The organism is Solemya velesiana gill symbiont (assembly GCF_002020805.1).
Taxonomy (GTDB): domain Bacteria; phylum Pseudomonadota; class Gammaproteobacteria; order Chromatiales; family Chromatiaceae; genus Sedimenticola_A.
This window is the reverse complement of record NZ_MPRJ01000008.1, coordinates 16,685-42,559: the sequence shown is the minus strand read 5'-3', so window position 1 is coordinate 42,559 and position 25,875 is coordinate 16,685. Positions and strand designations below refer to the sequence as shown.

The 25,875-nt window shown below is 59.4% G+C and carries 20 protein-coding genes and 1 pseudogene; 12 read left to right on the top strand and 9 right to left on the bottom strand.

The features are described 5' to 3' along the window. Window positions 1–271: 271 nt before the first annotated feature. A complete protein-coding gene (locus BOW53_RS12665) occupies window positions 272–442 on the top strand; it encodes a hypothetical protein (protein ID WP_172838731.1) in 171 nt (56 codons plus the stop codon). Continuing rightward, entirely contained in the window at window positions 443–1,003 is a 561-nt protein-coding gene (locus tag BOW53_RS02085; RefSeq protein ID WP_078485867.1) for an APC family permease, read from the top strand. A 47-nt stretch (window positions 1,004–1,050) separates the two neighbouring features. Here BOW53_RS02085 and recQ read toward each other — a convergent pair whose 3' ends face one another. The 7 genes from recQ to BOW53_RS02050 all read right to left on the bottom strand — a co-directional run bounded on the left by recQ (window position 1,051) and on the right by BOW53_RS02050 (window position 13,298). Beyond that, window positions 1,051–3,201, bottom strand: coding sequence for a DNA helicase RecQ (recQ, locus tag BOW53_RS02080; RefSeq protein ID WP_425442881.1), 2,151 nt, complete (start codon window positions 3,199–3,201; stop codon window positions 1,051–1,053). Between the two features lie 183 nt (window positions 3,202–3,384). Beyond that, entirely contained in the window at window positions 3,385–6,507 is a 3,123-nt protein-coding gene (locus BOW53_RS02075) for an efflux RND transporter permease subunit (RefSeq protein ID WP_078485866.1), read from the bottom strand. Continuing rightward, window positions 6,507–7,862 (bottom strand): efflux RND transporter periplasmic adaptor subunit, encoded by a 1,356-nt coding sequence (locus BOW53_RS02070; RefSeq protein ID WP_078485865.1) that lies wholly within the window; start codon window positions 7,860–7,862, stop codon window positions 6,507–6,509. The genes BOW53_RS02075 and BOW53_RS02070 overlap by 1 nt, the downstream gene beginning before the upstream one ends. Window positions 7,863–8,112: 250 nt before the next feature. Then, a complete protein-coding gene (gene topA, locus BOW53_RS02065) occupies window positions 8,113–10,392 on the bottom strand; it encodes a type I DNA topoisomerase (RefSeq protein ID WP_078485864.1) in 2,280 nt (759 codons plus the stop codon). 125 nt (window positions 10,393–10,517) lie between these two features. Beyond that, complete coding sequence (locus tag BOW53_RS02060; protein WP_078485863.1) at window positions 10,518–10,994, bottom strand: Smg family protein; 477 nt, start codon at window positions 10,992–10,994, stop codon at window positions 10,518–10,520. 94 nt (window positions 10,995–11,088) lie between these two features. Next, window positions 11,089–12,255 (bottom strand): DNA-processing protein DprA, encoded by a 1,167-nt coding sequence (gene dprA / locus BOW53_RS02055; protein WP_078485862.1) that lies wholly within the window; start codon window positions 12,253–12,255, stop codon window positions 11,089–11,091. Window positions 12,256–12,260: 5 nt separating this feature from the next. Beyond that, on the bottom strand, window positions 12,261–13,298 hold the full coding sequence (locus BOW53_RS02050; RefSeq protein WP_078485861.1) for a LysM peptidoglycan-binding domain-containing protein: 1,038 nt from the start codon (window positions 13,296–13,298) through the stop codon (window positions 12,261–12,263). 140 nt (window positions 13,299–13,438) lie between these two features. On the opposite strand from BOW53_RS02050, the gene def reads away from it, so the two are divergent. The 10 genes and pseudogenes from def to BOW53_RS02000 all read left to right on the top strand — a co-directional run bounded on the left by def (window position 13,439) and on the right by BOW53_RS02000 (window position 24,975). After that, window positions 13,439–13,972 (top strand): peptide deformylase, encoded by a 534-nt coding sequence (gene def, locus BOW53_RS02045; protein ID WP_078485860.1) that lies wholly within the window; start codon window positions 13,439–13,441, stop codon window positions 13,970–13,972. A gap of 144 nt (window positions 13,973–14,116) precedes the next feature. Further along, window positions 14,117–15,043 carry a methionyl-tRNA formyltransferase gene (fmt, locus tag BOW53_RS02040; protein ID WP_078485869.1) on the top strand — a complete coding sequence of 309 codons (927 nt, stop codon included), beginning with the start codon at window positions 14,117–14,119 and terminating at the stop codon, window positions 15,041–15,043. Continuing rightward, a complete protein-coding gene (gene rsmB, locus BOW53_RS02035) occupies window positions 15,027–16,379 on the top strand; it encodes a 16S rRNA (cytosine(967)-C(5))-methyltransferase RsmB (protein ID WP_425442882.1) in 1,353 nt (450 codons plus the stop codon). Before fmt ends, rsmB begins: the two co-directional genes overlap by 17 nt. Next, a complete protein-coding gene (locus tag BOW53_RS02030; protein WP_078485858.1) occupies window positions 16,376–16,954 on the top strand; it encodes a DUF4390 domain-containing protein in 579 nt (192 codons plus the stop codon). The genes rsmB and BOW53_RS02030 overlap by 4 nt, the downstream gene beginning before the upstream one ends. Continuing rightward, window positions 16,936–19,164, top strand: coding sequence for a sensor histidine kinase (locus BOW53_RS02025; RefSeq protein WP_078485857.1), 2,229 nt, complete (start codon window positions 16,936–16,938; stop codon window positions 19,162–19,164). Before BOW53_RS02030 ends, BOW53_RS02025 begins: the two co-directional genes overlap by 19 nt. Further along, window positions 19,161–20,531: a sigma-54-dependent transcriptional regulator gene (locus BOW53_RS02020; protein ID WP_078485856.1), complete on the top strand. Its 1,371-nt coding sequence runs from the start codon at window positions 19,161–19,163 to the stop codon at window positions 20,529–20,531. Before BOW53_RS02025 ends, BOW53_RS02020 begins: the two co-directional genes overlap by 4 nt. Before the next feature lie 81 nt (window positions 20,532–20,612). Further along, on the top strand, window positions 20,613–21,986 hold the full coding sequence (gene trkA / locus BOW53_RS02015; protein ID WP_078485855.1) for a Trk system potassium transporter TrkA: 1,374 nt from the start codon (window positions 20,613–20,615) through the stop codon (window positions 21,984–21,986). Between the two features lie 76 nt (window positions 21,987–22,062). Then, window positions 22,063–23,514 (top strand): TrkH family potassium uptake protein, encoded by a 1,452-nt coding sequence (locus BOW53_RS02010; RefSeq protein ID WP_078485854.1) that lies wholly within the window; start codon window positions 22,063–22,065, stop codon window positions 23,512–23,514. Window positions 23,515–23,533: 19 nt separating this feature from the next. Further along, window positions 23,534–24,452 (top strand): annotated as a pseudogene (locus BOW53_RS02005) (AEC family transporter). A gap of 94 nt (window positions 24,453–24,546) precedes the next feature. Beyond that, entirely contained in the window at window positions 24,547–24,975 is a 429-nt protein-coding gene (locus BOW53_RS02000; protein WP_078485853.1) for a hypothetical protein, read from the top strand. Window positions 24,976–24,981: 6 nt separating this feature from the next. Here the strand turns inward: BOW53_RS02000 and BOW53_RS01995 are convergent, their stop codons facing one another. After that, on the bottom strand, window positions 24,982–25,314 hold the full coding sequence (locus BOW53_RS01995; RefSeq protein WP_281254010.1) for a response regulator: 333 nt from the start codon (window positions 25,312–25,314) through the stop codon (window positions 24,982–24,984). 24 nt (window positions 25,315–25,338) lie between these two features. Continuing rightward, on the bottom strand, window positions 25,339–25,875 hold the full coding sequence (locus tag BOW53_RS01990) for a sigma-70 family RNA polymerase sigma factor (RefSeq protein ID WP_078485851.1): 537 nt from the start codon (window positions 25,873–25,875) through the stop codon (window positions 25,339–25,341).

Genomic DNA, 25,875 nt, shown 5'->3' with positions numbered 1-25,875 from the left:
ATCTTTTGTGATACAAAATGGTGCTGTTTTATTTGCCATGCCTCATTATATCAAGCTACACAATTCGATTGTTAACTTTACGCGTGACCCACTAGGGCCACCCTTGCCAATGCCTTTGTCGGCTACCTCGGTGAGTTTACTGGGTTGCCAGGAGGGGGTGCGACGGTGGTGTTCGTGCTGATGCTGGGGATGATCGCTGCCTTGGGCATCAACGAGTCCGTATTGACAGCATCGGTAATCACGCTGGTGGTGATCGGGGGGGCTGCTGCTGGTGATCTGGGTGGCCCGGGAGGGTTTTACAACTTTACCCCCAAGGCTTCCGGAGCTGTTTTCCGTTGGCGATCCCTCGGGTTGGACCGGCGTGCTGGCTGCCTCTCTGCTGGCCTTTTACGCCTTTCTCGGCTTCGAGGATATGGTCAACGTGGCCGAAGAGGTGAAATAGGTGGATCGGATTCTCCCGCTGGGGATCGTGATTACCCTGGTGGTGACCACCCTGCTGTATGTCGTGCTCAGCCTGGTCGCCGTGCTGACGGTTCCCCTGGAGCAGCTCGCGGCGAGCGAGGCGCCGCTGGCGTTGGTCTACGAGTACAGCACGGGAGAGGAGGCGACGCTGATCAGCATGGTGGCGCTGTTCGCCATCATCAACAGCGCCCTGATCCAGGTCATACTCGCCTCCCGGGTGTTATACGGCCTGGCAAACATGGGCAGCCTTCCTGGTCGGCTTGCTTACATCCACCCCAAAACCAGGACACCGCTGATTGCCACTGCGCTGATCACGCTGTTGATCGCGGTGCTGGCGCTCTGGTTTCCGCTGGTGGAGTTGGCTACGGCCACCTCGATCATTACGCTCATGGTTTTTTCCCTGGTCAACCTCTCACTCGCATGGCTCAAGGGGAAGCCGGTCCCGGAAGGCATCTGGACGGTGCCGAGATGGGTGCCGGTTATAGGTTTCCTGGTGAGTGGCTCGTTTGCGATCTACGGTTTGGTTGGGTTGGTGCTCTGAACATTGGCACGCTTACCGAGGTATGGGTTCATCTCTGAGTTGGGTGCCTAAAGACATTCAGCAGCCACAACGCATTTCAGGATGCCGTAGTCGTAGGTCTCGTCGAGGGCTTCGAATAGGGGTTTCACCCGGCCCTCTTCGCAGATGCCCAGCAATTCGATGGTGTTCAGGACTTCCGCGTACTGAGCGTCGCTAAGAGGTAGCACCTCTCGCGCATCCACCATGCCTGTCTCGATGGCCTCTGCAAAGTGGTTGTAGACGGTGGTGGCCTTCAGCTCACGCTGGCGGGCGATCGCCTCGGCATCCAGTCCCTGGTTGTGCAGGTTGAGGGTCTCGTTGATGGTGTCGCTGAGCCGGTTGTCGAGGATTTCGGGCAGGGGGTGCTCCTGGATCAACTGAAGAAACTGCACGCCGTAGGCCTGGAGCTTCTTTTCGCCTACGCCGCTGATGTAGCGCATGCGCTCCAGGGAGTCGGGCCGCTTCCCGGCCATCTCCTGGAGGGTGCTGTCATGGAAGATGACGTAGGGCGGAACCCCCTGTTCCTGGGCGATTTCCAGGCGCAGGCTGCGCAGGGCTTCGAACAGGGGTTGATGCCAGGGGGGCAGGCTTCCCGATGCTTTGCTGCGCTTCTCCTTTTTTGTGGCTTTGCGCTGCTTGCGCAGTTCGAGTGTCTCTTCTCCGCGAAGCAGTAAGCGGCATTTCTCACTCAGGCGCAGGGCGCCGTGGCCCTCGGCGTCGATCTCCAGGTACCCCAGGGATATAAGCTGTCGGAACAGGCTGCGCCAGCCGGTGCTGTCGAGTTCTTTGCCTATGCCGAAGGTGCTCAGGTGATCATGGTCGAACCGCTGGATGCGCTCGTCCTCCTTGCCCTTGAGGACGTCGATGACGTAGTTGACCCCGAAGCGTTGCCCGGTGCGGTAGACGCAGGAGAGGGCCTTGCGGGCCGACTCGGTGGCGTCCCAGGTATCGGGCGGTGTGATGCAGTTGTCGCAGTTGCCGCAGGGCTCGACCAACGCTTCGCCGAAGTAGCCGAGCAGCGTCTGCCGGCGGCAACCGGTGATGTCGCACAGCCCCAGCATCGCCTCCAGCTTGTGGTGGGTGATGCGCTTGAACTGCTCTTCGGCGTCGGTGTTCTGGGTGAACTGGCGCAGGGTGATCACGTCCTGCAGGCCGTAGCTCATCCAGGCGTTGGCCGGTTCCCCGTCGCGTCCGGCACGCCCGGTCTCCTGGTAGTAGGCCTCGATGCTCTTGGGTAGGTTGAGGTGAGCCACGAAGCGCACGTCGGGTTTGTCGATGCCCATGCCGAAGGCGATGGTGGCGCAGATGATCACGCCCTCCTCGCGCAGAAAGCGGGCCTGGTGTTCCCGGCGGGTCTCGTCAGAGAGTCCGGCGTGGTAGGGCAGGGCGGTACGTCCTCGGCTGGTGAGCCACTGGGCAACGTCCTCCACCTTCTTGCGCGACAGGCAGTAGACGATGCCGGCATCTTCGGGGTGCTCCTGCTCCAGGAATCGCCACAGCTGGTCCCTGCCGTTCTGGCCCTCGGCAATGGTGTAGCGAATGTTGGGGCGGTCGAAGCTATTGAAGAAATGGGTTGCCTGTTCCAGCTGTAGCTGCTCGATGATCTCGCTACGGGTGCGCTCGTCTGCGGTTGCGGTCAGGGCGATGCGGGGAACTGCCGGGAAACGCTGGTGCAGTACCGAAAGACGCTGGTACTCCTTGCGGAAATCGTGGCCCCACTGGGAGACGCAGTGGGCCTCGTCGATGGCGAACAGCGCGATTTCCAGCTGGTCCAGCATATCCAGCATGCCGGGCATCAGCAGCCGCTCGGGGGCGACATAGAGCAGGTCCAGCTCGCCGGCGAGCAGGGCCTGTTCCACCCCCTGGCGCTCTGCCGTGTTCAAGCTTGAGTTGATGAAGGCAGCCCGGATGCCGATTTGGCGCAGGGCGTCCACCTGGTCCTGCATCAGTGCGATCAGGGGCGAAATGACGATGCCCACACCATTCCGGACCAGGGATGGGATCTGGTAGCAGAGGGACTTGCCGCCGCCGGTTGGCATCAGGGCAAGGGCATCTTTCCCCTCCAGCAGGGTGGCAATGATCGCCTCCTGGTTGTGGCGAAAATCACTGTAGCCGAAGGTGTCGTTGAGAATACGGTGGGCGCGCTGCATGTTGTGGCCGGTTGACTGCTGGTCAGCCATTATACGGCGTGGCTTGGCACTTAAACACTGTAACTACAGGTAGGGGTCATAGTGATGGTTTAGTCGGAGCCGTGCCTTTGTGCCTTGATGAGCCACCTAAAGATTCGTGCCACTACCATCGCCGCGAGGGCGCGGCTCCTACAGTAAGAGCGTTTGTGGGAGCCGCGCCCTCGCGGCGAAATTTCAGGCGGTCTCTATCTCCAGCAGTTCCTGCTCTTTCTCCGTGGAGGTGATGCCCAAGTCCCCCAGGATGCTGTACAGGGCAGGTACTACGAGCAGTACCAGCAGCGTGGTGGCGAGAAGGCCGAACACGATACTGGTGGCCAGGGGTATCAGTACCTGGGCCTGCATGCTCTTCTCCAGCAGCAGTGGGGTGAGGCCGGCTATTGTGGTGATGGAGGTGAGCAGGATCGCACGGAAGCGTTCCCTGCTGGCCAGCTTGGCCGCCTCCACAATGCTGTGGCCCTCGCGAATGCGCAGCTTCAGAAACTCCACCAGCAGGATCGAGTCGTTGACCACGATACCGGCAAGGGAGGCGAAGCCGATGATGCCGGGCATGGTGAAGTTGAGCCCCATCAACAGGTGGCCCCAGACCACGCCGATCAGTGCCATGGGGATCACCGCCATCACGATCAGCGGCTCGGCGTAGCTGCGGAACTGGAAGCTCAGCAGGATGAAGATGCCGATCAGGCCTATGGAGAAACTGCGTATCATTGAAGAGCCTGTTTTTGCAGTCTGCTTGGACTGGCCCTCGATGCTGGTGCTTACCCCGGGATGGCGTTTGAGCAATTCCGGCAGGAAGTTGGTTTTTGTGTGCTCCACCACCTCTCGGGCGTTGGCCACGCGGGTGTCGAGGTCGCCGGTGACGGTGATGGTGCGCACGCCGTCTATGCGCTGGATGCGGGCGTAACCCCGGTCCTGCTCTATATGAGCCACGGCGCTCAGGGGAATCTGCGCCCCTGATGCGGTGGTGATGCGAAACGCTTCGATATCGGTGAGGGTGGCGCGGTCGTCCGCCGCCAAACGCACGTCGATCTCGTAGGCTTCAGAGCCGAGCTGGATCTCGGTGGCGGTAGTGCCATAGAAAGCTGCGCGCAACTGGTTGGCAATGGTGGAGGCGTCGAGGCCCAGGGCCAGGGCGCCGTCGCGCAGCCTGAGTCGCAGCTCGGGCTTGCCCGGTCGCAGATCGTCAGAGAGGTCGAATACCCCCTTGTAGCGCTTCAGCCACTCCTGGAGTTCCAGGGAGGCCTGCTTCAGCTGGTCGAGGCTGGGTCCGGTAAGGCGGATCTCGAGGGGGATACCACCGGGGCCGATTGTAGGCTCCTTGAAGTTGAGTGCTACCAGGTCGGGTATTTCACCTACCTCTTCACGCCAGCGATTGATGATGTCGTCCAGGTTGCCGGTCCGTTTCTCGGCTGTGAGCAGGTCGGCGGTTACGGTGGCCACGTGGGGGCCGCTCACGCCGGCATCCTGGTTGCTGTTGAAGCGCACCTGGACGTTGCGCACAAGCTGGTTTTCGTCGGGCTGAAGAGGGGTGAACTCCCGGTTCACGACCTCGATTCCCCGGGTGATGCGCTGGACGATCTCCTCGGTGCGCCACAGGGGAGTGCCCTGGGGCAGCAGCAGCCGTGCCTCGATGATGTCGCCCTCGATGTCGGGGAAGGACTGGAACTTCAGCTTGCCCCCCACCAGCATGCCGATGCTGAGCAGGAAAAGGGCGACGATGCCGCCGATGAACCAATAACGCTGGTGTATCGCCCAATCCACGATGTGGCCGAGGGTGTTGTCCCGGAAGCTGATCAATCGATTGTCGAAGGCCTGGCGGAAGCGCGAGGTCTCTTTCTCGTGGTGCTTCAGTGAATGGGCCAAGTGGTGGGGCAGGATCATGAAGGCCTCGATCAGGCTCACCGCGATCACCAGGATCAGTACCATGGGGATGAACTGCAGCACCTTGCCCATGTGGCCGGAGAGGAAGGCCAGGGGGGCGAATACCGAGATGGTGGTGAGAAACGAGGAGATGACGCCGGGTGAGACCTGCTTGGTGCCGTCGATTGCCGCTTGCATGGCGCTTTTCCCGCGGCGCAGGTGGGTGGCGATGTTTTCGGAGATGACGATGGCGTCATCCATCAGCAGGCCGATGGCGATGAGCAGCGCCACCATGGTGATCATGTTGATGGTGAGTCCCAGCACGCTCATGAAGTAGAGGGCGCCAAGGAACGAGATGGGCAGACCCATGGCCACCCAGAAGGCGAAGCGTCCCTGGAAAAAGAGCCACATCACCAGGAACACCAGGATCAGCCCCTGGCCGCCGTTTTTTGTCAGCAGGTTGAGGCGGTCACGGACGATGGAGGAGCGGTCCTGGGTAATGAAAAACTCCACGCCCTGGGGGGCGGTGGGGCGTATCTTCCCCTCCAGCAGACTGTTCACCGCATCCTTCACCACCAGGGTGTCCTGCTGCTTGGTCTTAATCACCTGGAGCACCGCGGCTCGCCGGCCGTTGAACAGGATCTTGTCCTCGTCCAGCTCGAAACGGTCACTGATACTGGCGATACTGCCAAGTCGGATTTCGGCGCCTGAGTTAGCGCTCACTATTGTTAATTCTGCAAGTTCATCAGTAGTGCGGCGCAGATCGGTGAAGCGGATCAGGAGGTCCCGGTCATTGGTTTCCAGTGAGCCGGAGGGGAGATCGATGCCCTGGCGCGCCACGGTGTTGGCGATGTCGGGCATGCTGAGGCCATACTGGCGCAGGGCCCGGGCCGGCACCTCGATCCGCAACTGGCGGTCGGAAAACCCGTTGATGTCCACCTGGGAGACTTCGGGCAGTCGTTGCAAGGTCTCTTTCACCTCTTCGGCATAGGCCTTGAGGTCATTGGAGGCCATGGGGCCGGTGATGGCGATGGCAACCACGTTGTCCGTGCGACCCAGTTCCTTGATCACCGGCAGCTCAGCCTGGTCGGGGAAGGTGTTGATGGCCTCCACCTGGCTCTTGATGTCATCCATGAACTGGACGATGTCTCCCCCCTCTTCCATCTCTGCAACTGCAATGGCCAGGTTCTCCCGGGCCTCGCAACTCAACTCGGCCACGTCGTTGACTGTCTCTACGGCCTCTTCGATGCGTTGGCAGATCGCCTCTTCCACGTCCTCGGCGCTGGCGCCGGGGTAGGGGACGGTGATCTGCAGTTTCTCGGCAGCGAAGTCGGGGAAGGTTTCACGCTGCAGGCCGGGGAGGGCAAACAGGCCCAGTATCGCCAGGAACAGCATCAACAGGTTGCCGGCGGTCGGGTGGCGGGCGAAGAAGGCGATCATCAGTTCGATCCCTTCCCGGCAAGGCTGGTCAGTCTTTCAAGGCTGCGCTTGTCGTCCCGGGCATCGAGCAGCATGCCCTGGATGGCGGGGTTGAGGTCGGTGACCACGATGCGCTCACCGGCTTTCAGGCCACTGCCGATAACCGCGTACTCGGGTTGCAGCAGGGTAATCTCCACCTTCCTGATGTCGAGACGGTTCTCCTCGTTGGCAATGTACACCCTGCCATCGTGGAGGGCGGAGCGGGGCACCACCAGGCTATCGGGACGGGGCTTGCCGCTGAGGGTCACTTCCACGAAGAGCCCCTTGAACAGGGGAGGGCGCCTGCCCGGTTCGACCCCGGAATAGGGCTGATCCACTTCCACGATGACGCCTACGGTCCTGGTCTTGGGGTCGAGGGTGTCACTGATGCGGGCGAAACGGGCCTCCCAACTGGCATTGAGGGCGCCCTCCCGCAGATCCACCCGGGCATCCAGCCCAATACCGTTACGGCCCTCCAGCTCGGTCAGGTTGAGGATGTTAGTGGCCTGGGTGGTGGTGCGGAACAGGCTGCTCATCTGGTCGATGGGAATCTGGGTCTCGATCTCGGCCCGCTCCATACCGTCGGCGCTGGCCAGAACTTCACCCTCTCTCACGTACTTCTCCTGCTCCACGTTGATCGATGCGATGCGGCCGGTGAAGGGCATGCGGATCTCTGTATTTGCCAGGTTGCGCCGGGCAGTGGCAAGGGTCGCCTGGTGACGGGCGAGTTGGGCTTCGAGCAGCGCCTTCTGGGTGGGAATCAGGTTCAGGGTGTTCTTCTGGGACTGCACGCTCTGTTGCTGGCTCAGCAGGCTGCGCTCCTGGCTCTCAAGGCCCGAGCGGCTGACACCGCCCTTGCCGACCAGCTTTCGCTTGCGCTGCAGCTCTTTTTCGTTGAGTACCAGGGCCGCCTCCTCGATTTTGAGGGAAGCCCGGGTATTGGCGTCCTTGGCGTCCTGTTCGTTGAGCTGTGCCTGTGTGGCCTGGATGTCGGCCTCGGCCTGGGCGATGGCCAATTCATAGTCAGTGGGGTCGATGCGCAGGATCAGGATGTCCGCCTCGATGAAAGCACCTTTCTCCAGCCGGTGGTGTTTCTCGACGATTCTGCCTTTCACCTGGGCAACCGCCTCCCAGGTTCGGCCGGGTTGCACTGTGCCGTGGCCGGTTGCCCTGGGGGCAATGGTGACACTGGGGGCGGGAATCACCCGCACTAGGCGGGGCTTCTCGGCAGGGGGCTCCTGCACCGGTTCCATCTTGTTCTTTTTCAGAAACATGATGGCGGCTATGCCGATGATTATCGGTACCAGGGTGACCCAGCGTCTGGTTGTTGCTGCCATGGAGATCCCCGTGAGTTGTTGGTTATGGTTCTGTTAGACCTGCATCTTACCCTATGGTTCGAGGGTTGTGATTTCAGCGGGGTAATTAATTGTTACAGAGTGTTGCTGACTCGTGAGGCGTTGGTGTTTGGCTCGATGATTTGACCTTCCGGTTCCCGGCATTCATGTAATGACGGGGGAAACAAAATGCAGGGAATGGGGAATGACGAATGGGCCGGGTGAAATAGATCACTCCGGCCCGAGGTGCTGATCAGGCGTCTTCCGCCGGTTCGGAGAAGGAACACTCCTGCTGGGGGCAGACCTTTTCAGTGCCCTTGCGCTTGGTGGTCTTGATGGTGAGTATCGGCCAGCCGCAGTTCGGACAGGGCTCGGCCAGGGGCTCATTCCAGGTAGCGTAGTCGCAATCCGGGTAAGTGGAACAGGAGTAGAAGATCTTTCCGCGGCGTGACTTGCGCTTCATCATGGTGCCACTGTTGCACTTGGGGCAGGTGACACCGGTGTCTTCGGGTTTCTCCAGCGGTTCGATGTAGCAGCAGTCGGGATAGCTGGAACAGCCGATGAACTTGCCGTACTTGCCTTTCTTGATCACCAGGTCGGAGCTGCACTCCGGACACTTGCGGCCTTCCACCACCTGGGGCTCCTCCTGCTCCTTCTGGTCACCGTTCAGATCACGGGTGTAGGTGCAGGTTGGGTAGTTGGTGCAACCAATAAAGCGGCCATGGCGACCCAGGCGAATGGAGAGCTGGCTGCCGCACTCGGGGCATTTTTCATCCAGTGCCTCGTGGGTGACGTCGCTGCGCTTGACGTTCTCCTGGGTGTGGTCGATGCGGTCCTTGAAAGGCGCCCAGAACTGTTTAAGCAGGGGGATCCACTCCTCCTCGCCACGGGAGACGGCGTCGAGCTCATCTTCCAGGTTGGCGGTGAAGCCGTAGTCCACGTACTTGGTGAAATAGTTGGTCAGGAACTTGTTGACCACACGGCCCACATCGGTGGGGTGGAAGCGCTTTTTCTCCAGCTGCACGTACTCACGGTCCTGCAGGGTGGAGATGATGGATGCGTAGGTGGAGGGGCGGCCGATGCCGTGCTCCTCCAGGGCCTTTACCAGGCTCGCTTCGCTGTAGCGCGGTGGCGGCTCGGTGAAGTGCTGCTCGGGACGGATGGCGCCGAGGTCGATCTTTTCACCTTCGCCCAGGGGCGGGAGCATCTTCTCGTCATCGTCCCCTTTCTTGGCGTCGTCCACGCCTTCCATGTAGACCGCCATGAAGCCGGGATTGGCGATGGTGGAGCCGTTGGCCCGGAATGTGTTGCCCTCGCCGCAGGCCAGGTCTGCCGCCACGGTGTTGATGGTGGCGTGGATCATCTGGCAGGCGACGGTGCGCTTCCATATCAGTTCGTAGAGACGGTGCTGATCCTTGGTCAGGTGGCTCTTCAGCTCGTCCGGGGTGCGCAGCACCGAGGTGGGGCGTACTGCCTCGTGGGCCTCCTGGGCGTTTTTCGACTTGGTTTTGAAAACCCGGGACTGCTTGGGCAGCTGTTCGGCGCCGAAGCGCTCGGTGATGAAGCCGCGCAGTTCGTCCAGGGCCTCGTCTGCCAGGTGTACGGAGTCGGTACGCATGTAGGTGATCAGACCCACGGCACCACTGCCGGTATCGATACCTTCGTAGAGCTGCTGGGCGGTGCGCATGGTGCGCTGGGTGGTGAAACCGAGCTTGCGGTCCGCCTCCTGCTGCAGCGTGGAGGTGGTGAACGGGGCGGCCGGGTTGCGTTTGCGCTGTTTCTTCTGGACCTTGTCTACCAGCAGCTTGCCGTCTGCCGCCGCCAGAAGGGCGGTTTCGACTTCTGCGGCACGCTCGCCATCGGTGATGCTGAACTGCTCCAGCTTCTCCTGGTTGAAGTGAGTCAGTTTGGCGGTGAACTTCTGGCCCTCTTTTGCAAGATCCGCCTCAACGGTCCAGTACTCCCGTGCCTTGAACGCCTCGATCTCCTCTTCGCGCTCAACAATCATGCGCAGGGCGGGGCTCTGCACGCGTCCGGCGGAGAGTCCGCGGCGCACCTTCTTCCAGAGCAGGGGTGAGAGGTTGAAGCCTACCAGGTAGTCCAGGGCGCGGCGCGCCTGCTGGGCGTTGACCAGGTCCATGGAGAGTTCGCGGGGACTGGCAACGGCATCCTGTACCGCCTTCTTGGTGATCTCGTTGAAAACCACCCGGTGTACCGATTTGTCCTTGAGGTGCTTGCGGCTCTTCAGCAACTCGTAAAGGTGCCAGGAGATGGCTTCACCCTCGCGGTCCGGGTCAGTTGCGAGATAGAGGGCGTCCGACTTTTTCAGCGCCTTGGTGATGGCCTGGACGTGGCGGTCGTTCTTCTCGATGACCTGGTATTTCATCTTGAAATCGTTGCTGGGATCCACGGCACCCTCTTTGGGCACCAGGTCACGCACATGGCCGTAGGAGGCGAGAACTTCGAAGTCCTTGCCCAGGTATTTCTTGATTGTCTTGGCCTTGGCTGGCGATTCTACAATGACCAGATTCATGAATTTTCCGCTTGAAATGGCGCTCTTTTCCTTAGATAAGCGGCGGAGGATAGTGGAATTTCAGGCTCTGAGGCAAGCGACATTTGAATCGAGGGGGCAATTTTACCCCCTCGAAGGGTCTTTTTTCAGTGCAGGAAGACAGGGATGTCGTTATAGACCAGGTCTTCCATCTGGGCGAATGCGGATTCCTGTCCAGGCTGGTTCATCAACACCAGCAGGATCACCCATTTCAGCTCTTCAATCGTGATCTGGACGTTGTCCAGGGCCATGGCCCGGTCAATAACCAGTTCGCGGCTTGCCTGGTCGAGGATGCTGTTCTGTTCCAGGAACAGCAGCAGCCCGCGGCTGTCTGCATCCAGGCGGCTCTGTTCTTCATCCGTGTAGATTCGGATGGAGTGTTCAGTGTGATCACTGTAGGACTGGCTGTCCTGGTGCAGGGCAAGTTCGTCCATCCAGGCGAATGCCTTGTCTATTTCACGCTCGGGAAAGCCCGCCTGCAGAAGTTCTTCGTGAACCTGGGCCTGGTCCGAGGGTGTGGATTGGTCGCCATCCATGTAGTTTTCATACAGGTAGATGAGGATATCGACGACATTTTCGTTCATTCTGAATCCTTGTTTGAGGACTTCTGGTGACACCTTTTGGGTGCCGATCTCCGGGTCTCCCGCCGTTTTGGGGCGTGTTGGAGGCCTTTCAGCGTCAGTTTTTGCCGGTAAGGCAAAACCGTCCGCCTGATAGAGATGATACATAACCTTCGAGTTCGAGCAATAGTAACATTGATGAAACAGTCTCGGGGGGGAGGCCGCTGCGTTCGATCAGCTGGTCGGCGTGGATGGGGTCGAAGCCGATGTTGCCCAATAACTGCAGATACTCGTCGTCCAGTTGCCGGGGGGCGGAGTCGGGTTTCCGGGGCGGGGTTTCACCGGTGTCAGGGATGAGTGTGCCGAGGAGAGGGCTCAACTCTTCGATGATGTCCTCGGATGATTCCACCAGCTTTGCGCCCTGGCGTATCAGCTGATGGCAGCCCCTGGCCAGGGGGTTGTGGATAGAGCCGGGAATGGCAAACACCTCCCGGCCCTGTTCAGAGGCCAGGCGGGCAGTGATGAGCGAGCCGCTCTTGAGTGCGGCCTCCACCACCAGGGTGCCCGCACTCAGTCCGCTGATGATGCAGTTACGCCGTGGAAAGTTGCCCGGCAGCACCGGTGTGCCTGGGGGGAATTCTGATATCAGTGCGCCGTTGTCCCGGATTCGATGAGCAAGTTCGTGGTGGCGGGCGGGATAAACCCTGTCCAGTCCGGTGCCGGTGACAGCTATCGTAATGCCGTTGGCCTCCAATGCGCCTTCATGGCTGGCGCAGTCAACACCGATGGCCAGGCCGCTGGTGACGGCCAGGCCGGAGCGTGCAAGATGAAAGGCGAAATCCCTGGCGGTCTGCCGGCCGGAGGCTGAGGGGTTGCGGGAACCCACCATCGCCAGTTGGGGCAATGCCAGGCACGCAGGATCTCCCACTACGAAGAGCACCGGAGGTGGATCATCGATCTCTGCCAGCAGTGCCGGGTAGAGCGGATCTTCAAGGGTGATGATGTGGTGGCCCGCTGCTTCGGCCCACTGCTGGTCAGTTTCTACCGCGTCCCAGTCCGGATTGCGGATGTAGCTTCCCAGGTCGCAGCGTACCGACCCAAGTTTATTGGCCAGGCCGGGATTCTCGAAAACCTGTTGGGGAGAGGTCTCCTTGAGTAGCCGGTTATACCCGCGGCTACCCAGTCCCGGGGCATGCAAAAGGGCCAGCCAATAGGCCAGTCCCTTGTTTCGTGATGCCTTCCCGGATTTCTGAGGAGGGGTCCTTCCCTCGGTCTGCAATGTCATGCCTGTCAGGGATTGATGAACCGGTCCTTGACGTGGATGGCCCGGGTTGCCTTCATCACCAGGGCGAAACTGACCCGGGGGAAGGTGCGGAACACCATCATGTTGCCTGCCGGTTCATCCGGAAGGGTGACCGTGTCAGCGGATTCCGGGGTGACCACATCCCTGACGGTGCGGCCACGATGCATGATGGTCAATACATGACCGGCCGCCAGGCCGTCATTGGCGCCGCGGTCGAGGACGACGACATTGTACTGGCCGATCTGGGTGATGCCGTTGAGTACCGAGATGATGCTGCCGCTGACATCACTGCCGGGGGCCTTCGGATAGAAGTTTTCGAGTTGGACTTCGCGGCTGATCGGGATCAATCGATCTCCCTTCAGGATCTCGAGTTCGGAGTTGCTGAAGGCGACGGTTGCCGGGTCGCCGGTCTTCTGGAGGTCGGCATTACCGATGAACAGCGCCTCGTAACCGAGCACTTCGTCAGTATCGGCATCGCGGTATGCATCGCCGGGGCGAACTATGTCGTACCTGTTATTGTCTGTATTCTCGATAGCCCGAACGTAACCCCTGAGGCCCTTGCCGCCCATCAGGTGCTCGTCGGCGAAATAGACGACGTAAGGCGCCGTATCCATCTCGTCCTTGTCAACCACGAAGGGGCGCGTGAGAAACGGATGAATTGCATCCAGGGGTATAACCGAAATCGCTTCACTCAGCGGGGTGGAGCGGACCTGGGGCGAGAGCTTGACCAGGGAGCCGCGCTGCAGGCTCAGCCGGGGTTGCCCGTCGACATAGGTCAGGGTGATGATATCGCCCGGGTAGATGAGATGAGGATTCTCAATCTGCGGATTCACATGCCAGACATTTGGCCATTGCCATGGATCACGCAGAAACTTCTCTGCGATGTCCCACAGGGCGTCACCGCGGACAACCACGTGACGGTCGGGGTGGGCCGGGTTGACGGCTACAGGATCAGCAGCCAGCGCACCTGTGGAGAGGAGAAGACCCAAAATAAAGCAGGCAAGCTTTTTACTGGAAGTTAGCATGGCGGTCCCTTTGCAGTTCTTCTGCTATGTACTTGTTCCGGGATACAGGTAACTGGGTCAGAATCCTGACACAGAATCCTGTATGATCATAATGTTAGCGAAAATTTTTATCTTTGTACTATAGATTTGCGGAATTCCCAATGGCAATTCTTGATATATTGCATTTTCCAGACCCTAGATTGCGTACCAAGGCCAAGCCTGTGGCGGATGTGGACGACACCATCCGCAGGCTGGTCGACGATATGTTCGAGACCATGTACCAGGCGCCGGGCATCGGTCTCGCTGCCACCCAGGTCAATGTTCACCAGCGTGTCGTGATCATCGATCTCTCCGAGGAGAGGAATCAGCCGCTCTGCCTCATCAATCCCGAGATTACAGCCAAAGAGGGGATCGAGGAGATGGAAGAGGGCTGCCTCTCGGTGCCCGATGTCGCCGAAAAAGTTTCCCGTGCCGACAGGATCAAGGTCTCTGCCCTGGATCGAGACGGTAATCCATTTGAACTCGAAGCCGACAGTCTCCTGGCGGTCTGCATACAGCATGAGCTCGATCATCTCGATGGCAAGCTGTTCATCGATTATCTCTCCAGCCTCAAACGCCAACGCATCAGGAAGAAGCTGGAGAAAGAGGCGCGTCTCAACCAGTCAGCCTCCCGCCCGGCAACACCGGTCATCTGATAACCTGGTCGACACAAGAGAACTCTATCCGGTTTCCAGGGGATTGCTGCGAAACCGGTCCCAATTCAAGGAACCGCTGTTCAGGAGTGAACCGGCGGGTCCACAAGAATAAAAAAACACGGACAGATGGTGGTGCGAGACAAAATGAAGATCATATTCGCCGGTACCCCTGATTTTTCTGTTCCTTCTCTCAAGGCCTTGTTGGCTGCGGGGCAGGAGATCGTGGCGGTCTACACGCAGCCGGATCGGCCTTCAGGGCGTGGGCGCAAGCTCACAGCAAGCCCTGTGAAGCAGGTTGCAGTGGAGCATGGTATCCCTGTGTTTCAGCCGAAAAACTTCAAGGCGGAAGAGGATCTGCTCTGCCTGGAGGAGCACGGGGCCGACCTGATGATGGTGGTTGCCTATGGTTTGATTCTTCCGCGACGGGCGCTGGATGCACCGCGACTGGGTTGTATCAATATCCACGCTTCGCTGCTGCCTCGCTGGCGGGGTGCAGCCCCTATTCAGCGCGCAGTGCTTGCGGGGGATAAAGAGTCGGGCATCACCATCATTCAGATGGAGGAGGGGCTGGATACCGGTCCCATGCTGCTGAAAAAGCGCTGCCCGATCGTTGCCGGGGAGACCGGCGGCAGCCTGCATGACAGGCTGTCGGAGATGGGGGCCGAGGCGCTGATGGAGGCATTGCCGGGTATAGCGGATCAAAGCCTCAAACCGGAGATCCAGGATGATGCCCTGGCCAACTACGCCTCCAAACTCGAAAAAGCCGAGGCGCGGATCGACTGGAACCGAAGCGCTGTGGAGATAGATCGGCAGGTTCGTGCGTTCAATCCCTGGCCAGTGGCCCGGGTGGACCTGGAGGGCAAGGCACTGCGTATTTGGGAGTCTGAGCCCCTGGAGGGGGAGGCCGGTGGGTCTCCGGGGCAGGTGGTGGTCTGCTCCAAGGCAGGGATCGATGTTGCAACGGGCACCGGCCTGCTCAGGATACTCACACTGCAACTACCGGGTAAACGGACCATGAGCGCAGCCGATTTTCTCAATGCCAACTCGCTGGATGGTGTCCTGCTTGGCTAAGGGCAGGTCTCAGGGTGAGAAGGCGCCAAGCCGGGGGAATGCCCGCGGGATTGCCGCTCGCCTGGTCTGGCAGATGGCCCAGGGTCGATCCCTGTCAGATCTTTTCGCCTCCGAGATGCAAAATGTTCGGGAGCGGGATCGCGCCTTTGTTAAGGAGATCTGCTTTGGCGTGGCTCGCCGGTGGCCGACCCTTGAGGCGTTGCTTGGCCAGTTGCTCGAACGCCCCATAAAGACCAAGGATGGCGAGGTGAAGGCGCTGGTGATGGTGGGGCTCTATCAACTGATGCAGATGCGGGTGCCTCCACATGCGGCGGTAAAGGAGACGGTGGATGCCGCCCGGCCTCTCAAGCGCAGGCGCCCTTGGGCGCCTGGATTGGTCAATGGCGTGCTTCGCCGTTTCCAGAGGGAGCAGGATGAGCTGTTACAGGATATCGATGACAACCCGGTAGCCCGGCATGCCCTGCCAGCCTGGCTGTTGGGGAGGCTTCAGAAAAACTGGCCGGATCACTGGCAGTCCATTGCGGAGGTGTTTCGCAGCCACCCGCCACTGAGTTTGCGGGTAAACCGGTCGCGCCTGACTCGTGAAGCCTATTTCGACAAACTGGTGCAGGCCTCGATTACTGCCAGGCCGATTCCTGGCGTTGAAACAGGGGTTGTACTGGACAGGCCCTGTGACGTGGAGTCCCTGCCCGGTTTTCTTCAGGGAGAGGTGTCGGTACAGGATGGAGGCGCCCAGCTCGCCGCCGAACTGCTGGATCTTCAGCCGGGACAGCAGGTGTTGGATGCCTGCGCCGCGCCAGGCGGCAAGAGCTGTTATATCCTTGAGATGGTGCCGGACAGTCTGCAGCTTACAGCCATCGACGTGGATGAGACGCGGCTTGAGCGTATCAATGAAAATCTGGAAAGATTGGGGCTACAGGCAACGGTCTGCCAGGGGGATGCGGCGCATCCCGAGGGGGCGTGGTCGGAAGCCGGGTATGATCGGATACTGCTGGACGTGCCCTGTTCCGCAACCGGTGTGATACGTCGCCATCCCGATATCAAGCTGCTGCGACGTGATGAGGACATCGATGGGCTGGTGAAACTTCAGGGAGAGATCCTGGATGCAATCTGGCCCTTGCTCAAACCCGGAGGTATGCTTTTGTACGCTACCTGCTCCCTGCTGGCCGAGGAGAATGAACAACAGGTGAGCCGGTTTATGGACCTGCAGCAGGATGCCCGGGAACGGCCCATAATGACCGAATGGGGCCATCCGAGAACTGTAGGACGGCAGACCCTGCCCGGTGAAGGGACGATGGATGGGTTTTACTACGCCAGATTGGAAAAGACGGAATGAGTAACAGTTGCCACCAAAAAATCAGCTTGATCGGCCTGGTCTGGGTGGCTCTCGTTGTGGCTTTTCCTGCATTTGCATCAGCAGATGCCGGTTTTGAGGTTACTCACATGGAGCTGGTTCCGGATCAGGAGCAGTACCTGCTGAACGCCGATATCGATTACCGTTTTTCCGATGAGGCCCTTGAGGCGCTGGCCAATGGCGTGCCCCTGACACTCGAGGTCCGCCTGCAGGTGAGGCGAAAGGGCGCCTGGATCTGGGAACAGGATGTCCTGGATGTTCGCCTGCGCTACCAGCTTCGTTACCAGGCCCTGGCCGAGATCTACCAGGTGACCGATCTGCAATCCGGGGGGCAGCAGAGTTTTGTGACCCGCCAGTCAGCCCTGTCCGCCCTGGGGCAGATACGCAAGTTTCCGGTTCTTGAGCAGACCCACCTGAAAGCGGGTGTCGAGTACGAAGTTGCGCTGGAAACCGTTCTCGACATCGAGGCGCTGCCGCTGCCCTTGAGGCCAATGGCCTATCTTACCCCGGCCTGGAAGCTGACCAGCGAGTGGAAACGATGGCTCCTGGTGCCCTGAGGCATTTCACCGCCAGTGCCCTGCCGGCAGTGCTGCTGCTGGTGCTCGTGCTGCTCTCCCTGCACCTGATGAGTAGCGCTGTGCAGAATGCCGAGCGACTCAGCCAGCTGTTTATCCCACTCTTGATCGCCAGTGTGTTGGGGCTTGCCGCCCTGGTGATCGTGGTCGGTATCAATATTGTCCAGCTTGTGATCCGTTATCGAAGTCACGCTTCGGGTTCGCATCTCACCCTGCGCATGGTGGTGGTTTTTATCGTGCTCTCCCTGGCTCCGGCGGCGGTTGTCTACTACTACTCCCAACAGTTTCTTCTGCACGGTATCGACAGCTGGTTCGACGTGAAGATCGACCAGGCGATGGAGGATGCCCTGGCGCTCAGCCAGGCTTCCCTGGATCTCCATAAACGTGAGCGACTGAAGACCACCCAGCGCCTGCTGGAGGATTTGCAGGGCAGTTCCGTGGCGGGTCTCTCCCTCAGTCTCGAGGATCTGCGTGAAAAAGCGGGAGCCACCGAGTTGGTGCTGCTGGAATCCACCGGGCAGGTAATAGCGAGCGTCAATGTGGACCCAACTATCCTGGTTCCCGATGAGCCCGACAGCTCCATTCTGCAGCAGGTCAGGTCAGGAGGTGATTTTGTAGGACTCACCCTGGGCAGCGAAGATGAGCCCCTGACGGTACGCGTGGTGGTTAACGAGCCCGTACGCGGTATGTTGCTGCAGGCCATTTACACCACCTCCACAGACATCACCACGTTGACCGGAACAGTGCAGGGGGCTTACAACCGCTACAAGGAACTGGCTTTTCTGCGTACCAGCCTGAAGAACACCTTTACCATCGCCCTGGCCCTGGTTCTGCTGTTCGGCTTGCTGGCCGCCATCTGGGCTGCGTTCTACTCCGCCCGGCGGCTGGTGGCGCCCATTGCCGATATCGCCGAGGGAACCCGTGCGGTGGCTGACGGGGACTACGACATGCAGCTGCCGTTGCCCAAGGCGAAGGACGAACTGGGTTTCCTGGTGGCATCTTTCAATGCCATGACCCGGCGCATCGCCCAGGCACGGGACGAGGCTACCCGCAGCAAGCTCGAGGTGGAGGCGCAGCATGCCTACCTGGAAGCGGTATTGCGACGTCTCTCATCGGGCGTCCTGGTGCTGGATCCGTCAGGTACGATCCGCACCGCCAACCAGGCGGCCCACGATATCCTGAGGCTGGATAGCGATACCCTGCTGGATCTCTCTCTCGACGATGTGACGTCTCAGCCTCCCCATCTCAGGCAGTTTTCTGATGCGATCACAACTGCCGTGGTGTCCCAGCAGCAGGATTGGCGCGAGGAGATCGTGCTCTACGGAGCAGATGGGCGGCAGATCCTGCTGTGCCGGGGTACGATCCTGGAGCAGCCGGAGGGTGAGCTTGCGGAGTACGTGTTGGTGTTCGACGAGATCACCGCGCTGGTGCGGGCACAGCGTGATGCCGCGTGGGGGGAAGTTGCACGCCGGCTGGCCCATGAAATCAAAAATCCGCTTACTCCCATCAAGCTTGCCGCGGAACGACTGCGCCATAAGTACCTCAACAAGATGGAGCCCAAGGATTCAGATGTGCTCGACAGGGCCACCCATACCATCGTGCAGCAGGTTGAGTCGATGAAGGATATGGTTGATGCCTTCTCCGAGTATGCCAAGCCACCCCAGATGAATCCCGAGCCCGTGGAGATTGATGCACTGGTTACCGATGTGCTGGATCTCTATCGCAGCGCAGGCATGGAGGCCGGATTGGAGTACTCGCTCAATACGGATGGTGCCCTGGTTGAAGCTGATTCGCGACGGCTCAGGCAGGTGCTTTTGAACCTGCTCAAGAACGCCATGGAGGCGGTTGAGGGTGTCGAGCCCCCCCTGGTTAGGGTGGCGACCTGCAGGAAGGTTGAGGCGGATTGTCACTTCGTTGAGCTGGGCGTTTTGGATAATGGTGTCGGCTTTGATGAAGAGATCCTGTCACATCTATTCGAACCTTATGTCACCACCAAGACCAAGGGGTCAGGGCTCGGACTGGCCATCGTGAAAAAGATCGTAGAGGAGCATGGTGGAAGAATCTGGGCCGAGAATCGCCCCAAGGCGGGTGCCTGCGTTATCCTACGCCTTCCGGTTCTTATGGCAAACATGAGTGATGTGGCGGCCTGTGCACAGATTCCAGGCCCTAATTCGAGGAGCGAAGCGGGATGAGTGGTCCCTTTATTCTGGTGGTGGATGACGAACCCGATATTCGGTCGTTGGTCCAGGAGATCCTCGTTGACGAGGACTACCAGGTTAATGTGGCGGAAGATGGCGCCAGCGCCCGCCGTGCCCTGCGTGAACGCCGGCCCGACCTGGTGCTGCTGGACATCTGGATGCCGGATGTTGATGGCATCACCCTGCTGAAGGAGTGGGCGGAAGCCGATAACGGCCTGCCATGTCCCGTGATCATGATGTCCGGTCACGGCACTGTGGAGACGGCGGTGGAGGCCACCCGGTACGGGGCATACGATTTCCTGGAGAAGCCCCTCTCCCTGGCCAAGCTGCTGCTCACCGTCGAGCGTGCACTGGAGGCGGACAAGCTGCAGCAGGAGAATATCGGCCTGCGTCGTCACACCCCTCACGTAATTGAACCCACGGGTCACAGCGCGGTGATGCTGCGTCTGAGGGAACAGGTAAAGCGCATCGCGCAACACGACACCTGGGTGTTGATCACCGGTGAACCGGGTAGCGGTCGAGAGACCTTCGCCCGCTATCTCCACTCCCAGAGTCAACGGCGTGAGCGACCCTTCGTGGATGTATCTGTCACCTCCATTTCCGGCAGCAATTCCGCACTTGAGCTTTTCGGCAGCGAAGATAACGGCACGGTTCACTATGGTGCACTGGAGCAGGCGGGGGGCGGTACCCTCTACCTGGACGAGGTCGCGGATATGCCAATGGAGGTGCAGGCTCAACTGCTGGGCGCCTTGGATACTGGCTCCTATCTCCGTGTGGGTGGCTCAGAGCCGGTACAGATAGATGTACGTATCGTCGCCGCCACCCAGCACGACCTGGAAAACCTGGTGCAAGCGGGTAAGTTCAGGGAGGATCTTTTCTATCATCTCAACGTTGTACCGTTGCGCATCCCCGCCCTGCGCGAACATCGTGAAGATGTACCCGACCTGCTCAATGCCTACGTGGATTATTTTGTGGAGCAGGACAAGCTCCAGTATCGCCGCTTCGATGTGGGCGCACAGAATTTTCTCAGAAATCACGGCTGGGGCGGCAATATCCGGGAGTTGAAGAACCTGGTGCAGCGCCTGCTGATCATGGGTGTGGGCGAGGACATATCCCAGGATGAGGTAGAGTCCGCACTTGGTGGTTCGCAGGTCTCTGCTGCAGGGGGTGAGTCATTTCCGGTCTCCTTCGATCAGCCCCTGCGCCAGGCCCGGGAACAGTTCGAGAAGGCCTATCTTGAATACCAGCTGGAGAAACACGTTGGTAACGTCAGCCGCATGGCTTCAGAGGCGGGCATGGAGCGCACCCATCTCTACCGAAAATTGCGCTCACTGGGCGTGGAAATCAAGGAGCGACGCTGAGTAGCCGCATTGTGTTAACAGGCCCAAGAATTGCGGGTTAGAATATCAATTGCGTTTGTGTAAACAGGCCACAAAAGAAAAATGAAAATCATCATTCTAGGCGCCGGCCAGGTCGGAATTTCCGTGGCGAACAACCTCGCATCCGAGGCCAATGACATCACCGTGGTGGACCAGAATCCCGAGCTGTTGCATGCCCTGCAGGACAGGCTGGATCTGAGCACGGTGCAGGGGCATGCTGCCCAGCCGGAGGTTTTGCTGAGAGCGGGCGCCGAGGATGCTGATATGATCCTCGCTGTGACCAACAGTGATGAAATCAACATGGTCGCCTGCCAGGTCGCCTATACCCTGTTCCGCACACCGACCAAGATTGCCAGGGTGCGGGCCCAGGGCTACACCAAGTTCCCACAGCTCTTTTCCCAGGATTCTCTGCCTATCGATGTGTTGATCAGCCCGGAGCAGCTGGTCACCGACTACATCATGCGGCTGGTGGAAAACCCGGGCGCACTGCAGGTACTGGACTTCGCCGGCGGGCGTGTGCGGCTGGTGGCGGTGCGGGCGTACCATGGCGGGCCGCTGGTGGGCAACGAGTTGCGCACCCTCTACGATCACATGCCCCATGTGGAGGCCAGGGTGGCCGCAATCTACCGCCAGGGTCGTGCTATCAAACCGGAAGGGGATACGGTGATCGAGGCGGATGACGAGGTTTTCTTTGTCGCTGCCACGAAACACATACGTGCCGTGATGAGCGAGATGCGGAAACTGGATAAACCCTCCAAGCGCTTGATGTTCGCCGGTGCCGGAAATGTCGGCAAGCGGTTGGCCGGTGCACTGGAGCGTGACTACCAGGTGAAACTGATCGAGCTGGACAAGAAGCGAGCCCAAAAGGTGGCTGAGGACCTGCCGAAGACCATCGTTCTGCATGGTGACGTGGCTGATGAAGACCTGCTGTTGGAGGAGAACATCGAAAACACCGATGTCTTCTGCGCCGTGACCAACGACGACGAGGCCAATATCCTCTCAGCCATGCTGGCCAAGCGGCTGGGGGCGAAAAAAGTAATGGCGCTGATCAACCGTGCGGTCTATGTCGACATGGTCGAGAGTGGTCCCATCGATATCGCTATTTCACCGCAACAGGCAACCATAGGGAGTCTCCTCACCCATGTGCGGCGGGGTGATGTGGTGATGGTGCACTCCCTGCGCCGCGGTGCCGCTGAGGCGATTGAGGCGGTAGCACACGGTGACATGAATTCATCCAAGGTGGTGGGTCGAACCATTGAACAGATTGATCTGCCCAAGGGTACCAATATCGGGGCGATCGTTCGGGGTGACGAGGTGCTCATCGCCCACCACGATACGGTGATCAAGTCGGAGGATCACGTGATCCTGTTCCTTGCGGATAAACGGCAGATACCGGAAGTGGAGCGCCTCTTCCAGGTCGGTGTTACCTTTCTGTGAGTTGATGACCCTCATGCGGCATGAAGCAGCGACAATAACAGACTCAAATAACTTGAAGGCAAGGCGGTAGGGGTAGATGCAATTCAGTGCCGTACAACGCATCCTCGGTGTGCTGCTGATGCTCTTCAGTCTGACCATGCTTCCGCCTGTGCTGGTCTCCCTCTGGTATGGCGATGGGGCTGTTTCAGCTTTCATGATCGCCTTCGTCCTCCTGTTGATGATCGGCGCTGTTTCCTGGATCCTGGTAAAGGATCAAAAGCGGGAACTGCGACTGCGTGACGGCTTCATGGTGGTGGTGCTGTTCTGGAGCGTGCTGGGCTTGGCAGGTTCGCTGCCGTTCACCCTGGCAGAACATCCGCACCTGTCGCTCACCGATTCGGTGTTCGAATCCATCTCCGGGCTGACTACCACCGGCGCCACGGTTATCGTCGGGCTGGACGATCTGCCACGCTCCATTCTCTACTACCGTCAGCAGCTCCAGTGGCTGGGCGGTATGGGTATCATCGTATTGGCAGTTGCGGTGCTCCCGATGCTGGGTATCGGTGGTATGCAGCTCTATCGGGCAGAGACCCCGGGTCCGATGAAGGACTCCAAGCTGACGCCTCGTATAACCGAGACCGCAAAGGCCCTCTGGTTTATCTATCTCAGTCTTACCCTGGCTTGTGCATTGGCTTACTGGGTTGCCGGGATGAGCCTGTTCGATGCCATCGGTCACGCATTTTCCACGATTGCCATTGGCGGTTTCTCAACCCATGACGCCAGTATGGGTTATTTCGACAGCACCCTGATCGAGGTGATCGCGGTGGTCTTCCTGCTGATTTCCGGGGCCAACTTTGCACTCCACTTTATCGCCTTCAGGCGCCGCTCCCCGGGTGTCTATCTGCAGGACAGCGAGTTCCGCTTCTACCTGACCATCCTGGTGCTGGTCTCCCTGGTGGTGAGCATCAGCCTTTACGCAATGGGAGCTTATGGCAACTGGAACGAGGCATTCACCAAGGGCATTTTTCAGGCTGTCTCAATCGGTACCACGGCCGGTTTCACCACCGCTGATTACTCGGTCTGGCCGGGTTTTATCGCCATCGTCCTGCTCTTCTCCAGTTTTATCGGCGGTTGTGCGGGCTCCACCGGTGGCGGCATCAAGGTGATCCGGTCCCTGCTCCTGATCAAGCAGGGGTTGCGGGAGATCACGCGCCTGATCCACCCTTCCGCCCAGATTCCGATCCGGGTGGGAGAGAAGACCATCAGCCGGCGCGTGGTGGAAGCGGTGTGGGGTTTCTTTGCGCTTTATGTGGCCAGCTTCACCTTCATGTATCTGGGTCTGGCGATGACCGGGCTGGACCTGATGACCTCGTTCTCTGCCGTGGCCGCTTCCATCAACAACCTGGGACCCGGACTGGCGTCGGTGGGGACCAACTACGCCAGCATCAATGACTCGGCCAAGTGGATACTCTGCTTTGCCATGCTGCTGGGGCGCCTGGAGATTTTTACTCTTCTTGTTCTATTGACGCCTGCTTACTGGCGTAAGTAGAGATTAGGCGGTATCGAACATGCTGAGTGTACTGGGACAGATGGCGGCACTGATTGCCTGCGGTGTGCTCTGGCGGTTGATGAGCCCCATGGGGCTGGAAGCGGACCAGACCCGGCAGGCGATTACCGGCTTGGTGTTTATCCTGTTGTTGCCGGCACTGGTGTTGTTGGTACTCTGGCGGGCGCCCCTGGGCACCTCCAGTATCTGGATTGCAGCCATTGCAGCAATCTGCGTGTTGGCAGCTATCGGTGTGAGTGGTTTTATCTACCAGCGTCGGGGTGTCTCGCACAAGATAACCGGAACCCTGGTGCTTGCCGCGGCCTGGCCCAACGCCACCTACATGGGTCTGCCGGTGCTGGAGCAGACCCTGGGTAACCTGGGCCCGAAGTGTGGCCATTCATTATGACCTGTTTGCCTGTACACCATTGCTGCTGACAGTGAGTGTGATGCTTGCCAGGCACTACGGCGAACAGGGTGAGCAGGATGAACATCCCTTCGTGGCACTACTTAAGGTGCCTCCGCTGTGGGCAGCGATTGCCGGTGTGATTCTCAACCTGGCGGGGGTTCCCATCCCGGCATGGATTGAGGGTTTTCTCGAGAAGATCGCCCCCTCGGTCGCTCCGCTTATGCTGATCGCACTGGGTATGGGATTGCGCTGGGATACCCTCAAATCCCGGCAGATGCTGTTGCTCTGGCCGGTACTGGTGATTCAACTGCTGGCCATGCCATTGCTGGCTTTGGGGATCGCCACGGTCGGCGGCCTTGAGCCGAGGCTGGTGGCCGCTATCACATTGGAGGCTGCCATGCCCTCCATGGTGCTTGGCGTGGTGCTGTGTGACCGCTATAGACTCGATCCCGCCCTCTATGCCGGTGCGGTTACGCTATCCACGGTACTCTCCCTGTTGACGCTGCCGCTGTGGTTGCAGTGGTTACTCTGATCTGCTTTTAAGACTGGACCTGTATCCTATTCAGCCTTCATTCATCTGCGCAGGCGTAATCTGTCTCCACGATCAATGGAAAGGAGCGAAGATTATGAAACGCATTATCGCAGTTGCAATGATTACCCTGGCCGCGGTTGGCCTGTCACAGCCTGTTTCGGCCGGTAAATATGCTCATCACGGACATTTCAAGAATCTCGCCAACCATCAGAAAATGGAGATTCGCGAGGGTGCCAAGGTGGGTGAACTGACCCAGCGCGAGGTCCAGAGGTTGCGCAAGCAGCAGAAGCGCCTCAAAAAGAGATACCAGGATTACATGGCTGATGGCCGGTTGAGTCGATATGAGCGCAGAGAACTCAAGGCGTCTTATCGTAACGCCGAAAGCAGGATCAAGCGCCTGAGAAACAATGATGAATACCGATTCTTGCGGGTGCGTATTTCAGGTCTTGGAAAGGACAGTCCTTTCGGTCGCTCCAGGGTCGGTACTTGGTATCCCCAGGATCAGCGCTTGGTATTGCGTTAGGATCTGTTAACAGGCCCTGGGGTTTAGCGCCCTTATGAATCGGCTGTTCAGTGTCCGGGCTCCTGCCGGCTTGCGGATGAAGGCGAGGGCACCAAGATTGTTGCTGATGCGCTCAACAGAGGGGTCGGCACTGCTGATGATGATCTTCAGATGGGGCTGCATTCGCTGAAGTTCTGTCATCAGTTCGGTGCCTAGCCCGTCCGGCAGATTGTAGTCAAGCAGTGCCAAATCGAATCGTATTCCATGGGAATATGCCAGGGCCTCTTCGCAACTCTCAGAGAGCGTCACTTCATACCCCATCTCTTCGAACTCCAGGGTCAGCAGCTGTGCCAGGGGCAGATTGTCCTCGGGCTGTCTCTCGATTCAGGCTGCCAGCATGTCACGCAGCTTCTGGCGTGCGCGGAACAGCCGGGTACCGACGCCGGCTGAGGTGATCCCGAGTTGGGAGGCGATCTCTTTCTGGGAGTATCCGCCGATAATTTGCTTCACCAGGGGCTCCCGGTACTCGTCGGGCAGTTCATCCATGGCGCGGCGCAGAACAAAGGCCTCGGTAGAGGTATCGTAGGTTGTCTCGGCCGCGCTCAGCTCTTCCAGTGGTATGTCAGATTGCTGCAACTGCTTGCGCTCGAAACGACGGGCGTTTTCCCGTCTCAGGATGGTCATCAGCCAGCCCTTCGCCGCTTTTCGGTCCTGGAGTCGGTTCAGTGATTTCCAGGCCCTGAGCAGTGTCTCCTGTACCAGGTCCTCAGCCGTATGCTTGTCTCCTGAGAGCCAATAAGCGTAGCGATGCAGGTCGTTGGAGTAGGCCGAGACGAGCTGGTTGTAAAAGCGTTCATTTCCGGTCTTTGTGGAAACGGTGATGTCGTTGAAGTTGTCGGCGTTCAGGGCAAGGCTGCTCAT